Here is a 13,687-nt window from a genome sequence, read left to right as displayed (position 1 = left end):
GGGATGTGCGGCATCGCCGGAATCATCCACGCCGACGGCCGACCGCCCGACACGGCGGCGCTGGACGCCATGACCGACGCACTGGCCCATCGCGGACCGGACGGACGCGGCGTGCGCGTCATGAACGGAAACGGACGCGGCGATGGCACCCGCGCCTCGGCGGGCCTAGGGCACCGTCGGCTGGCCATCGTGGACCTCTCCGAACGCGGGGCGCAGCCCATGCGTAACGAGGACGGCACGCTGTGGCTGGTCATGAACGGAGAAATCTACAACTTCCGCTCCCTTCGCGCCCAACTGGAGGACCAGGGGCACGCCTTCTCGTCGGACTCGGACTCCGAAGTCGCCCTGCATGCCTACGAGGAATGGGGACCGGCCTGCGCCGAGCGCCTCGACGGCATGTTCGCCTTCGCCCTCTTCGACACGCGCGACGGCACGGCCATGCTCTGCCGGGACCGCTTCGGCAAGAAGCCCCTGCACTACGCCCTCGTGGGGGACTCGCTCTATTTCGCCTCGGAACTCGGCTCGCTCCTGCGCCATCCGGAGGTTCCCCGCGCTGTGGACCCGCGCGGCCTCTCGCGCTTCCTGCTCCACGAATACGTTCCCGCGCCCCACTCCATCGTGGCCGGAGCAGCCAAGCTCCCGGCGGCGCACCGCCTCGTCTGGCAAGACGGTACGGCCAGCGTGGAACGCTACTGGGACATCCCGTTCCCTGAACACGGCGGCGCGGACATGCCGGAAGCCGAGGCGCTGGCCCGGCTGGAGGACCTGCTGCGCCGCGCGGTGGAAAAGCGCCTGATGAGCGACGTGCCCCTTGGCGTGTTTCTCTCCGGCGGGCTGGACTCCAGCGCCATCACCGCCATCATGGCCGACATCGTGCCCGCCGCCGACATCCGCACCTTCTCCATCGGCTTCCGCGAACGCAGCTTCGACGAAACGGACCACGCCCGCGCCGTGGCACGCCACCTCGGCACCACGCACCGCGAACGCGTCCTGACCCCGCAGGCCATGCTCGACATTCTGCCCGACGCGCTGGACGCCCTCTCGGAACCCATGGCCGATTCGAGCATCCTGCCCACCTTCCTGCTCTCGCGCTTCACGCGGGAACACGTGACCGTGGCGCTCGGCGGCGACGGCGGGGACGAACTGCTCCTCGGCTACGACCCCTTCCTCGCTCTCGGCCCGGCCCGTCTGGCGGACATGCTGCCGCCCACCCTCGTGCGGCTCGCCACCCGCGCGGCGTTCGCCATTCCGGCCTCGGAGCGCAACATGGGCCTCGTCTTCCGCGTCCAGCGCTTCCTAAAGGGACTGGCGCACTCGGGCTGCGCCCGTCAGCAGGCATGGCTCGCCGCGTTCACCCCGGCGGAGCAGCGCCCGCTCCTGCATCCGGACATCCTCGCCACCACGCGCGATCTCGACCCGCTGGCCGACGTGGACGCCGACTGCATGGCGCGACGTTTCGCCAACGACTACGACCGCGCCTCGTATTTCTACCTGCGCTACTACATGGCCGGGCACATCCTCGCCAAGGTCGATCAGGCCTCCATGTCCAACGCCCTCGAAGTGCGCGCGCCCTTTCTCGACACGGAACTGGCGACGTTCCTGTGCGCCCTGCCGCTACGTCTGCGCCTGCGCCGGGGGGTGCGCAAGTACCTGCTGCGGCGGCTCGTGGCCAAGCACCTGCCCGCCGCCATCGCCGGACGCGGCAAGAAGGGCTTCGGCATCCCGCTGGCCGCGTGGCTGCGCGGACCGCTACGCCCGCTGGTGGAGGACTGCCTCGACGCCTCGCGCATCCGAAGCGACGGATTCTTCGACGCCACAGAGGTCCGCCGCCTCGTCGACGCGCACATGAGTGGACGAAGCGACCACCGCAAGGAGCTGTGGACGCTGGTCTGCTTCCAATGGTGGCTGTCGCGCCACTTCAGGCCCTGAAACGCGAAACGGCCCCCGTTCCAAAGAACGGGGGCCGTTTCGCGTACAGCACGCAGGAGTGACGGGGCTATTCGTCCTCGCCGCGCCCGGAGCGGGTCTTGCCATAGGCCACGCGGGCCTCCCAGACCTTGAGGCCGATGCGGCGGCCGAGGTCGGCCTGCCGGGAACGGATGAGCGCCTCGGCGGCCTCGCGATTGCCCTCTATCTTGAGCATGGTCGCGGATTCGAGGTCGCGAAGATACTTCTCGCACTCGCGGACAAGACCGGAAAGATCGAGCGAGCCAAGCTCCTCGGGAACACGTACGGATCGAACCTTGCGCGTCATGACGACTTCCTCCACCTCCCATGAAATACGAAATGTATACGCCTTGTCAACGTCGCGATGCGCGGCAGGCGCGGGCACTTCGCGCCACACACCAAAAATGCGCCGCGATCATGGGGTGTTGGGGCAGATCAACCGGCCCGATGTTCCACCGCGGAGGCGAGGTCCGCGTCCCGCGCCGTGGCGTCGGCCGCGCCGAGGGCGCGCAAGGCGCGGATGCGGGCCAACACCGGCGGATGCGAATGGTTCAGGAACACATGGGCCGGATGGGGGGTCAGATTCGAAAGATTATCCACGGACAGGCAACGCAGGGCGCTCACCAACGCCTCGGGCCGTCCGGTGGTCTGCGCGGCGAAGCGGTCGGCCTCGTACTCGTGGCGGCGCGAGATGACATTTTGTCCCACGGAGAGGACCATGCTCACCGGCGCAAACAGCAGCAGGAAGAACACCAGCCCCGCATACGCGCTCACCCCGTCCATGCCGAAGGCGGCGTGCAGTCCCGGACTGGTCAGGAAGAAGGACATGACGAGGAACACCGCGCCCATGCGCGCCACGCCAAGCGCGAGGTGCCGCAGTACGTGGCCCTTGCGGTAGTGCCCCACCTCGTGCGCCACCACGGCCACGATCTCCTCCGGCGAATGCGCGGCCACCAGCGTGTCAAACAGCGCGATGCGCCTGCGCTTGCCAAAGCCGGTGAAAAAGGCGTTGGACCGCGCGGAGCGCCGCGAGCCGTCCATCACGTACAGCCCGGACAGCGCGAAGCCCACGCGCCTTGCGTAGTCCTCGATGGCGTCGCGCAGGGGGCCGGGTTCGAGAGGCGTGAACGTGTTGAACAGAGGCAGGATGAGCGACGGCGCGAGGTAGTGCATGACGGCCATGACCGTCACCGTGGCCAGCCACGCCCACACCCATGCCAGCGGCCCGGCGGCGTTGAAGAACCACAGTAGCGCCGCCAGAAGCGGCCCGCCGATGACCCCGGTCAGAAGCCACCCGCGCAACCGGTCCAGCACGAAAGTCCGCGCCGTGGTGCGGTTGAAGCCGTAGCGCTCCTCGATGACGAAGGTCCTATGGACCGAGAAAGGCAGATTCAGGACGTCGTTGATCAACAGCAGAATGGCCGCGAAGACGACGCCCGTGCCCACCGGACCGAAGCCCACGCTGCGGGCGAGGCCATCCACGAAGGGAAATCCTCCGCAGAGGATGAAGGCCACGCCCACGGCCAGCCCCACGGTTTCGGCCACCACGTCGAAACGCGCCACATCGCGCGTGTAGCGCTGCGACGCGGCGTAGGCCTGCGCGTCATACACGCCCGCGAACTCCTGCGGCAGGCGCGGATCGAGAGCCTTCACGTTGAGGACCGCGACCACGGTGTTCACCGCCCACGCGGCGATCATGGACCCGAGAACGATAGCGAGGTAGATATTCATAACATGCCCTGATCGGTTGAATGCTCAACAGGTGGAAATCCGGTGACCGACCACTGTGCGCTGCTGCGCTTCCACGGCGACATCCGCCGCCTGCTCGACCCCGGCTCGCGCCACGGTGTGCGCACGCCGCGCGCCGAACGTCTACGCGCGCGCGAGACCGGCCTTGTGCGCTATCCGGCCCTGCGCAGCGCGTCCCTCAAGGACGCCATCGAGGCCCTTGGCATCCCGCACACCGAGATAGGTTCCCTGCGCATCGACGGCGTCGAGGTGGACTTTCGCCACCCCCTGACCGCCGGGACGACCTGCGACGTCTTCGCGCAGCCCATGCCCGAGGACGTGACCGCGCCAAGCCTCTTGCGGCCCGAGCCGTTCTCAGGCGTGCTCTTCGTGGTGGACGTCAACGTCGCGCGACTTGGCACCCTGCTGCGGCTCCTCGGTCTCGACGCAGCTCCACCGCCAGACGGCGACGACGCGGCCATCGCCGCACTGGCCGCACGGGAGCGGCGCATCGTCCTCACGCGGGACACGGCACTCCTCAAGCGCAAGGCCGTCATCCGGGGCCGCCTGCTGCGCGCAGCCGCGCCAGAGGACCAGCTTGCGGAGGTGCTCGACCACTTCGGCATCCATGGTCCCTTCGCGCCCTTCTCGCGCTGCCTGCGCTGCAACGTGCCCCTCGCGCCCGTGCCCAAGGCCGACGTGCTCCACCGTCTGGAACCGCTCACGCGCATCCACTACGACAGCTTCCACATCTGCCCGCGCTGCGAACGCGTATACTGGCCCGGCTCGCACCACGAGGCCATGCTCGCCCGGCTTTCGCGCCTCGGGCTGCTCCGCTCCGAGGACTAGTTGGGCTGGGGCACACCCTTCATGCTCAAGGCGATGCGTTCGCGCTCGCGATCGACCTCGGTCACGCGCACGCGCACCCGCTGGCGCACGCGCACCACCTCGGCAGGGTCGCGCACAAAGCGGTCCGCCAACTGGCTCACGTGGACCAGACCATCGCGATGCACCCCCACGTCCACGAACGCGCCGAACTTGGTCACGTTGGTCACGATGCCGGGAAGCTCCATGCCCAACTCCAAATCGGCCACGCTATGCACGTCCGCGAAGGCAAAGGCCTCGAAGGTTCGCCGGGGGTCGCGTCCCGGCTTTTCCAGCTCGGCCATGATGTCCGTCAGCGTGGGCATGCCCACCTCGTCGGTCACGTAGGCCGAAAGATTCACCCGCGCCCGCGCGTTAGCCCCGTGGAGCAGGTCCGCCACGGCGCATCCGGCGTCCGTGGCCATGCGCCGCACCAGCGTATAGCGCTCGGGATGCACGGCGCTGGCGTCCAGCGGCTCCCTGCCGTCGGCGATACGCAGAAAGCCCGCGCACTGCTCGAAGGCCTTGGGGCCGAGGCGCGGCACCTTCTTCAGTTCCGCACGCGAGGCGAAGGGGCCGTTCTGCGCGCGCCAGTCCACGATATTGCGGGCCAGCGTGGGGCCGAGGCCAGACACGAAGGCCAGCAGTTCAGCGCTCGCCGTGTTGACCTCCACGCCCACCGCGTTCACGCAGTGCTCCACCACGTCGTCCAGCGCGGCGCGAAGGCGCTTCTGGTCCACGTCATGCTGATACTGCCCCACGCCGATGGCCTTGGGGTCGATCTTGACCAATTCGGCCAGCGGGTCCATGAGCCTTCGCCCGATGGACACCGCGCCGCGCACGGTGACGTCATGATCGGGAAATTCCGCCCGCGCCGTCTCGGACGCGGAGTAGACCGACGCCCCGGCCTCATCCACCATCACCACCTGCGGCGAGCCCGGCAAGTCCAAAGCGCGCACGAAGGTTTCGGTCTCGCGCCCGGCGGTGCCGTTGCCGATGGCCACGGCCTCGATGGCGTGTCGTGCGCACAGTTCGCGCACGGTGTGCGCCGCCTCGTCGGCCTTGCGGCCGCCATGGGTGGGGTAAATGGTGTCGTTGTGGACCAGCCCGCCCTGCGCGTCGAGGCACACGAGCTTGGCCCCGGTGCGAAAGCCCGGGTCCAGCGCCAGCACGCGCCTGCGCCCCAGCGGCGGGGCCAGCAGCAGTTCGCGCAGGTTGTCCGCGAACACGCGGATGGCCTCCTCGTCGGCGCGTTCCTTGAGCGCGGCGCGGGTCTCGGTCTCCATGGACGGTGCCAGCAGACGACGGTAGCCGTCCTCAACGGCCATGGCCACCTGCGCGCCGTCGTCGCCCTGCGTGCGCACGAAGCGCCGCTTCAGGCGCGACAGGGCGCGCTCCTCGTCCGGACGCAGGCCAACGCGCAGAAAGCCCTCGCGCTCGCCGCGCAAAATGGCCAGCACCCGGTGCCCCGGTGCCTTGGCCACCGGCTCGGACCAGTCGAAATAGTCGCGATAGGTCGCGGCCTCGGCCTCCTTGCCCTTGACCAACTGCGAATGCACAACGCCCTCGCGGGCAAAGACGAGACGCATGGACTCGCGGGTCTGCCGATCTTCGGCCACCAGTTCGGCGATGATGTCGCGCGCCCCGGCCAACGCGTCGTCCACGCTCTCCACGCCCTTTTCGGGATTCACGAAGCGCTCGGCGGCCTTGAGGGGATCAAGCCCCTTCTGGAGCAGGATGCCCTTGGCCAACGGAGCGAGGCCCTTCTCGCGGGCGGCCTCGGCACGCGTGCGGCGCTTGGGCCGATGGGGCAGGTACACGTCCTCCAACTCGGCGAGGGTGGCCGCCCCGTCCACGGAGCGGCGAAGCTCGTCGGTGAGCAGTTCGCGTTCGACGAGGGACTTGAGAATCGCCTCGCGGCGGCGGTCCAGTTCGGCCAGCCGGGTCAGCGCGTCGCGCACGGCGGCGATCTGCACCTCGTCCATGGAGCCGGTGACTTCCTTGCGGTAACGGGCAATGAAGGGAACCGTGGCCCCGCCGTCCAGCAGGTCCGCCGTCGCGCGCACGCGGGCTGTGGGCAGGCCGGTTTCCTTCGCTATCTGGTCGCAATGTCTTTCGTTCATGCGTGATCCTTGCATCGTAAAATGTCGGTCCACGCATTCAAGACGGAAGGCGGACCGTGGTCAAGCTGTCTGGGAAATTTCCCTGATTCGGGAAAGGATGGATGCTCGCTGCGCCCTAGCCCAGCGCCACGTCGAGGGTCATCATGACCGTGAATCCGAAGATGACGCCCATGGTGGCGAGGTCGCCGTTATCGGAATTCTGCGACTCGGGGATGACCTCCTCCACGGTGACGAAAATCATGGCTCCGGCGGCGAAGGCCAGCGCATAGGGCAGGATGGGCCGGGCATAGAACACCGCAGCCGCGCCGATGACACCGGCAATCGGCTCCACCATGCCCGAAAGCTGTCCGTACCAGAAGGACTTGAAGCGGGACATCCCCTCCCGGCGCAGCGGCACGGACACGGCCATGCCCTCCGGGAAATTCTGGATGCCGATGCCAAGCGCCAAGGCCATGGCCCCGGCCAGCGTGGCGGATTCGATATTGGCGGCCACGGCTCCGAAGGCCACGCCCACGGCCAGCCCCTCGGGGATGTTGTGCAGGGTGATGGCCACCACCAGAAGCGTGCTGCGCTTCCAGCTCACGGACACGCCCTCAGCCTCGCTCATGGGCGCATTGAGATGCAGATGCGGCAAGAACATGTCCACCAGCCGCAGAAACACGGCCCCGCCCACGAAACCCACGGCCGCGGGCACGAAGGACCACGTCCCCAGATGCTCGGACATGTCGATGGCCGGAGCCAAAAGCGACCAGTAGCTCGCCGCGATCATCACCCCGGCGGCGAAGCCGAGCATGGTATCCAGCACGCGCTTGGAGATGTCGCGCGCAAGGAAGACCACCGCCGCGCCAAGGGCCGTCACGCCCCAGGTGAACATGGTGCCCAGAAGGGCCTGCACCACGGGATTGAGCGTCTCGAACTGCATGCTTCGAACCTCGCAAAGGGTTGATCGCTTAAAGTCGAACCTACACCATCGCCACGGCGCACGTCCACAGGCCGCACGGGCCGAAAGGATGCGCCACGCGCCGCGCTATCCCGCATCAATGCGAAAGGGGCCGAAGCGACATGTCGCTTCGGCCCCTTTTGCGCCCTGCGGCGCAGAAATAGAAAAGGCTTCGAACCGTGAGGATTCGAAGCCCGTTGTGCTCGGATGGCGTCCCCAAGGGGATTTGAACCCCTGTTAACGGCGTGAGAGGCCGTCGTCCTAGGCCACTAGACGATGGGGACGTCCAGTAATGCGAGGTGTTCCCCCGCAGGCCGAGTGGTTATGTACGAAGAGCATTCCGAAGTCAAGCGCATTTTTTCGAGGTGGCCCTTTTTTTCATGATCTGCCGTGATTGCGGCGGGATAGGCGCCAGTCGCAGCCTGCGCCACGGTTCTCCACGGTGCAGGATGTGGGCGCGTCGGCCTTGGCGTCCTCGCGTGCGCCCATGCGGGCCTTCCGCTAGAAGGAATAGCCCAGCTTCAGCCCCAGACTGAAGGCCTTTGAATCATCCCCGCCCAGATGCGTCGGTTCTCCGTTCACGGCATCGCCCATGGTGCCCTTCGTACTGGCCACGATCTCGGGAACATAGGAAAGATAGCGCACCCCTCCCTGCACGCCAATGGTCCAGTCTCCCCACTGCCGGGACAGCTCGGCGGAGAGCTCCAGCCCGGTGGCGCAATCGTTCTCGCTAAGGGACAGGGCATCCGTATAATCACTCTCCACCCTCATGGTTCCATCGTATTCCGCACGGACGGTGTACCAGCCAACCAAACCGCGCACATCGGCCAGGAATGCTCCCTTGCGCGCCTGAAGCCGAAGTCCAACCAGCGCACCCCGGTATCCGGCATCAACCTCTTCCCGGAGCCACATCCGATTGCCGGTGCTCGACGCATAGTCCAGCGCATACTCCTGACCAATCTCCATGACCTCGAAACCGATGACCGGGCTGAGCACAAGGTCTTCCCCAAGATCGATGGCGTATCCGCCCAGAATCCGCCCCCCCGACTCCGAAAAGGAGCACTCCGTATTCACATGGGCAAAACCTATGGTCCCGTAGGCTCCCCGGGTTCCCGTCAAGGAATAATACCCCACGCGAGGCGCTCCGTATGCCGCTGGATACAGGTTGGCCTCCGTCTGCGTATCGTCAGAGAAAGTCCGTCCGGACAGCTCGAAGAATAGCGGCGTGGCTGTTCGCCATCCCATAGTCAGACTACCGAGTGCCCCTTCAGGATCGTCCCCACTGACGGCAATGCTGGACACAGCAGTGAGCGTGGGTGATCCATTACGTGCGGCCAGCGGCGCATAATCCGGCATGTCCAGATGATAGAGAAAAACGCCACCATCAACGTAGCCCTCTGCATCCCCAGACACAGATTGTGCCGCGCAAGGACTGGTGGCCAAGAAGGCAACCGTTTCTAACACAAGAATCAATATAGCGATACGCATCTTCAACATCATTCCTCCCTCCAGGTCACCCACAACCGACGCATACCATACGAATGTGCGAAACACTCACCAACCAGCGACACCACAATTAACAGTCTGCATTCACATGTATGCACACACTCACCGTGGCAGACAATTATTCGAAATATGCATTGATCATCAAAAAAAACACCTCATGTGCTAAGCATGTATTGTCTATGAGTCAAGACAACACATCCAAGTCAATCACACTCGGCATGAACGTTACTTAGTCTGAAAAGTCTTCAGAATCACCGACACGAGGCCATTTTCAGCCAATGCGCCTTACATAAGAGACGCCATCAGAGGAAACAGACTCACATCTCGCACCGCCAGCCGTCCACAACGTCGCTACCCCCGCCGCCTTGACAGCGAAACGACCGCGGGAATAGAAATGGAGACGATCGGAAATCCACCTTTCGCCGCCCTCCAGCCATGGTTCAGCGTGGGACTGGCCCAACCGGACCTGCTGCGGCACCCGTTCGAACGGACAGAGACCATATCTGGCCTCCCCCCTGCGCCATGCGCGCGAGGGGCATCACCAAGCCCGTTGCCAACGGCCCGACACGAAAGACAACATGACGCAGGGGAGGACAGCATGGCCATCGTCACCATTTCGCGAGGAACGTACAGCCGGGGCAAGGATGTCGCCGAAAAGGTTGCCGCTTGCATGGGGTACCAGTGTCTGTCCAAGGAGCGGCTGCTGGAAATCGCCACGGAGGGCAAAATCTCCGAAGCCAAGCTCGCCAAGGCCCTCCACGACTCGCCCTCGCTTCTGGATCGTTTCACGTCCGAAGTCGAACGCAACATGCACCGCATCCGCCGATGCTTCCTGCTGCATGCGATGCGGGACAACCTCGTGTACCACGGCCTGGCCGGACACTTCTTCCTCTGCGGACTTCCAAACGTGTTCAAGGTCCGCATCACTGCGAACATGGAACTGCGCATACACGAAGAGATCAAACGTCTGGACATCAGCGAGGCCGAGGCGCGCCGCAAACTGATCCAGGACGACGAGGAACGCCGCAAATGGGGCAAGCGGATTTACGGGTCTGACACATGGGACAGCCGGCTGTACGACATGACGATCCACATCGGCCAACTCTCCATCGACGATGCGGCGGGCATCATCTGCCATGCGGCCCAAAACGAGGCCTTCCAGACCACCCCTGACGTCATGCGCCAGATGAAAGACATGCTCCTTGCCACCGAAATCCAAATCGCCCTCGAAGAACTACTGCCGCATGCCGTGGTCACAGCCGCGGACGGTCACGTCACCGTGCAGGCAGAAAGGGAGCGTCCAGCGCTCAACGAATGCAAGGTCGAACAGATCGAGCAGTGCGTCAGATCAATCATGGGGGTCGAAGAGGTTTGCGTCCTGCCCGGAGACAGAAAGGAGGATGGCCGAATCAATCCCTTCCACAACATTTGATGGGCGCAACAGATCCGGCTTCAAAACTGCCCACGGCCCACACAGGCACAAACGAAAAAAGGCGGCCTGCGCAATGCGCAGGCCGCCTGAATGTCGGTGGCGTCCCCAAGGGGATTTGAACCCCTGTTAACGGCGTGAGAGGCCGTCGTCCTAGGCCACTAGACGATGGGGACACTATATGGTGGGCCGTACTGGGATCGAACCAGTGACTCTCTGCTTAAAAGGCAGATACTCTACCTACTGAGTTAACGGCCCACTTGAAGGAAGTGGTTCTTAAATTCCGAGTCCCTTCCTGTCAAGCAAATTTTGCGGCTTTCCCGGCCAGTGGTCAAGGGATTCATGGGAAAACCGCCATTATGGATTGGCGCGACAGCTACTTGCAGGGCCGCACGATCTCCAGACCGCCCATGTACGGACGAAGCGCCTCGGGGATGACCAGCGAGCCGTCGGCCTGCTGGTAGTTTTCCAGCACGGCGACGAAGGTACGGCCAACGGCAAGGCCGGAGCCATTGAGCGTATGCACGTACTCGGTGGCCTTGGCACCCTTGCGGCGGAAGCGCATGTTCATGCGCCGGGCCTGGAAGTCCTCACAGTTGGAGCAGGACGAAATCTCGCGGAACTTGTCCTGTCCGGGCAGCCAGACCTCAAGATCGTAGGTCTTGGCGGCGGAGAAGCCGATGTCCGCCGTGCACAGGGACACCACACGGTAGTGCAGGCCCAGCTTGCGCAGAATGGCCTCGGCGTGGCCGCGCATTTCCTCAAGGGCGGCGTAGGAATCCTCGGGCTTCTCGATGCGCACCATCTCCACCTTGTGGAACTGATGCTGGCGGATGAGGCCTCGGGTGTCCTTGCCGTAGGAACCGGCCTCGCTGCGGAAGCACGGTGTGAAGGCCGTGAAGCGCATGGGCAGATCGTCCTCGGAAAGCACCTCGCCCGCATAGAGGTTGGTCAACGGCACCTCGGCGGTGGGGATCATGAACGCCTCACGTCCCTCGATCTTGAAGAGATCTTCCTCGAACTTGGGCAGCTGGCCGGTGCCGGTCATGGTCTCGCGGTTGACCATGTAGGGAGTGATGCACTCCTCGTAGCCGTGCTCGCCGGTCTGCACGTCGAGCATGAACTGCGCGAGGGCGCGCTCCAGACGTGCGGCCCAGCCGCGATACACGGCAAAGCGGCTGCCCGCCAGACGCGCGGCGCGCTCGAAATCCAGCCCGCCAAGGCTCTGGCCGATGTCCCAGTGCTCGCGAGGGGTGAAGTCGAAGACCGGCTTCTCGCCCCAGATGGCGACCTGCGGATTGTCCTCCTCGCCGTCGCCCACGGGGGTGGACTCGTGCGGGATGTTCGGCACGGCCATAAGCCACTTGTTCACGCCCTCGTCGATGCCCACCAGTTCGGCGTCGAGAGCCTTGATGCGCTCGTTGACCTCGCCCATGCGTTCCATGAGCGCGGACGCGTCGCCGCCGGTGCGCTTGAGATCGCCGACCTCGCGAGACGTGGCGTTGCGCTCGGCCTTGAGGCCTTCCACCTCGGCGAGCAGCTCGCGCCGTCTGGCGTCGAGCGTCAGGAAAGCGTCAACGTCCACCTTGGCCTTGCGCTTGGCAAGGGCGTCCTTCACCACATCCAGATTCTTGCGGATGAACTTGATGTCGAGCATATGCGCCTCCGGCAGCCGGGGAAAGGGGACACTCCGCACATCGCGGGGGATCGCCTTTCCCCGGAACCAATCCTTTTCGCTGTACTATTGCATGAATATCCGTCCGGAGCCACACAAGGCACCCCCGCCGGACCTGAATCTATAGCGGTTCCCGCAACGTCCTGCAAGGTGCGGAGAAGTGGGACCGGGGCACGTTCCTTGCTCAATCCCACACAGACCGCGCACCACGCAAAACGGCGCGGCGGCGCATTCTGCGCAGGGAGGACGCATGGAACTGGCGGGACTCAAGTATCTCGTTGTCGGCGCTGGACTTTTCGGAGCCGTCATGGCCGAACGCATCGCCGCGGATATGGGCGAGCGCGTGCTCGTCATCGACCGCAGAGACCACACCGGCGGCAACTGCCACTCCACCATCGACACGGAAACCGGCATAGAGCGTCATGTCTACGGCACCCACATCTTCCACACAGCCCATGCCCGCGTCTGGAAATACATCAACCGATTCGCCACGTTCAATTCGTATCGGCACCGGGTGCTGGCCATGGTGGACGGCAGGGCCTACCACATGCCCGTCAATCTTCTCACGGTCAACGACTTCTACGGCACCAGCCTGCGCCCGTGGGAGCTGCACGCGTTCCTCGCCGCCGAGGCCGGCCGCGACGCCACGAAAACCCCGGCCAACCTCGAAGAGCAGGCCATCGCCCTCATCGGCCGCCCACTCTACGAAGCCTTCATCCGCGACTACACGCGCAAGCAGTGGGGCGTGGACCCGCGCCGCCTCCCGGCCGCCATCGTCACCCGCCTGCCCGTGCGCGCCACCTGCAAGACGGACTACTTCGACGACCCGTGGCAGGGCCTGCCCATGGACGGCTACGCCGCCACCTTCAGCCGCATGCTGGCCCACCCGCTCATCGACGTCGCCCTCGGCGTGGACCACGCCGACATCCGCGAGCGCATCCCCGAGGGCTGCACCGTCATCTACACCGGGCCGCTGGACCGCTACTTCGACCACCGCTACGGCCCCCTCGGCTGGCGCTCCCTTGAATTCCACGAGGAAATCCACCTCGTGCCCGACTTTCAGGGCGCGGCCGTGGTCAACCACCCCGCCCCCGACGTCCCGTGGACGCGCATCCACGAATTCCGTCACCTGCACGAGGAACGCGAGCACCCCGCCGCCGCCACGCTCATCGCACGCGAATACCCCCGCGAACTTTGCACAGCGCATCCAGAGCCCTACTATCCCATGCGCCTGCGCGAGGACCGCGAGCGCCTCGCCCTCTACCAGCGCGACGCCCACGCCGAAACGCGGACCATCTTCGGCGGCCGCCTCGGCACCTATGCCTATCTGGATATGGACACCACCATCCTCCAGGCCCTCGAAGCCTACGACCGCCTGTGCGAACGCCTCGGCACAGACTGGACCCCGCCCCACCACAGACCGGAGCGCCCCGTGGCGCGGGGGTAATCCCCCGTCACGCAAACAAAAAAACGCC

At 65.3% G+C, this 13,687-nt stretch carries 10 protein-coding genes and 3 tRNA genes; 4 read left to right on the top strand and 9 right to left on the bottom strand.

The genetic code is table 11. The annotated features are described in order from the left end of the window. Nucleotides 1-3: 3 nt before the first annotated feature. Entirely contained in the window at nucleotides 4-1,929 is a 1,926-nt protein-coding gene (gene asnB, locus GGQ74_RS14260) for an asparagine synthase (glutamine-hydrolyzing) (RefSeq protein WP_167942268.1), read from the top strand. Nucleotides 1,930-1,996: 67 nt separating this feature from the next. Here asnB and GGQ74_RS14255 read toward each other — a convergent pair whose 3' ends face one another. Continuing rightward, on the bottom strand, nucleotides 1,997-2,254 hold the full coding sequence (locus GGQ74_RS14255) for a hypothetical protein (RefSeq protein WP_167942267.1): 258 nt from the start codon (nucleotides 2,252-2,254) through the stop codon (nucleotides 1,997-1,999). Between the two features lie 128 nt (nucleotides 2,255-2,382). Beyond that, a complete protein-coding gene (locus GGQ74_RS14250) occupies nucleotides 2,383-3,678 on the bottom strand; it encodes a M48 family metallopeptidase (RefSeq protein WP_167942266.1) in 1,296 nt (431 codons plus the stop codon). A 42-nt stretch (nucleotides 3,679-3,720) separates the two neighbouring features. Here GGQ74_RS14250 and GGQ74_RS14245 point away from each other — a divergent pair, with 42 nt between their 5' ends. Further along, nucleotides 3,721-4,524 carry a Mut7-C RNAse domain-containing protein gene (locus GGQ74_RS14245; RefSeq protein ID WP_167942265.1) on the top strand — a complete coding sequence of 268 codons (804 nt, stop codon included), beginning with the start codon at nucleotides 3,721-3,723 and terminating at the stop codon, nucleotides 4,522-4,524. Here the strand turns inward: GGQ74_RS14245 and GGQ74_RS14240 are convergent. The 4 genes from GGQ74_RS14240 to GGQ74_RS14225 all read right to left on the bottom strand — a co-directional run bounded on the left by GGQ74_RS14240 (nucleotide 4,521) and on the right by GGQ74_RS14225 (nucleotide 9,102). Further along, on the bottom strand, nucleotides 4,521-6,662 hold the full coding sequence (locus tag GGQ74_RS14240) for a Tex family protein (protein WP_167942264.1): 2,142 nt from the start codon (nucleotides 6,660-6,662) through the stop codon (nucleotides 4,521-4,523). The genes GGQ74_RS14245 and GGQ74_RS14240 overlap by 4 nt on opposite strands. Nucleotides 6,663-6,777: 115 nt before the next feature. Then, nucleotides 6,778-7,584, bottom strand: a complete 807-nt coding sequence (locus GGQ74_RS14235) for a ZIP family metal transporter (protein WP_167942263.1) — start codon at nucleotides 7,582-7,584, stop codon at nucleotides 6,778-6,780. A 226-nt stretch (nucleotides 7,585-7,810) separates the two neighbouring features. Then, nucleotides 7,811-7,886 (bottom strand) — tRNA-Glu (locus tag GGQ74_RS14230). Nucleotides 7,887-8,103: 217 nt separating this feature from the next. After that, nucleotides 8,104-9,102, bottom strand: a complete 999-nt coding sequence (locus GGQ74_RS14225) for a hypothetical protein (protein WP_167942262.1) — start codon at nucleotides 9,100-9,102, stop codon at nucleotides 8,104-8,106. 604 nt (nucleotides 9,103-9,706) lie between these two features. Between GGQ74_RS14225 and GGQ74_RS14220 the strand changes: the two genes are divergently transcribed. Then, on the top strand, nucleotides 9,707-10,540 hold the full coding sequence (locus tag GGQ74_RS14220) for a cytidylate kinase-like family protein (protein ID WP_167942261.1): 834 nt from the start codon (nucleotides 9,707-9,709) through the stop codon (nucleotides 10,538-10,540). A 97-nt stretch (nucleotides 10,541-10,637) separates the two neighbouring features. Here GGQ74_RS14220 and GGQ74_RS14215 read toward each other — a convergent pair. From GGQ74_RS14215 to serS, 3 genes are all read right to left on the bottom strand, one after another. Continuing rightward, nucleotides 10,638-10,713, bottom strand: a tRNA-Glu gene (locus GGQ74_RS14215). Between the two features lie 6 nt (nucleotides 10,714-10,719). Further along, nucleotides 10,720-10,795: transfer RNA gene (locus tag GGQ74_RS14210), tRNA-Lys, on the bottom strand. A gap of 118 nt (nucleotides 10,796-10,913) precedes the next feature. Then, nucleotides 10,914-12,194, bottom strand: a complete 1,281-nt coding sequence (serS, locus tag GGQ74_RS14205; protein ID WP_167942260.1) for a serine--tRNA ligase — start codon at nucleotides 12,192-12,194, stop codon at nucleotides 10,914-10,916. 268 nt (nucleotides 12,195-12,462) lie between these two features. Here serS and glf point away from each other — a divergent pair, with 268 nt between their 5' ends. Beyond that, nucleotides 12,463-13,659 carry a UDP-galactopyranose mutase gene (gene glf / locus GGQ74_RS14200; RefSeq protein ID WP_167942259.1) on the top strand — a complete coding sequence of 399 codons (1,197 nt, stop codon included), beginning with the start codon at nucleotides 12,463-12,465 and terminating at the stop codon, nucleotides 13,657-13,659. Nucleotides 13,660-13,687 lie beyond the last annotated feature (28 nt).

The organism is Desulfobaculum xiamenense (assembly GCF_011927665.1).
Lineage (GTDB): Bacteria > Desulfobacterota > Desulfovibrionia > Desulfovibrionales > Desulfovibrionaceae > Desulfobaculum > Desulfobaculum xiamenense.
Note: the sequence above shows the minus strand (reverse complement) of the source record. Positions and strands in the feature narration are given on the sequence as shown.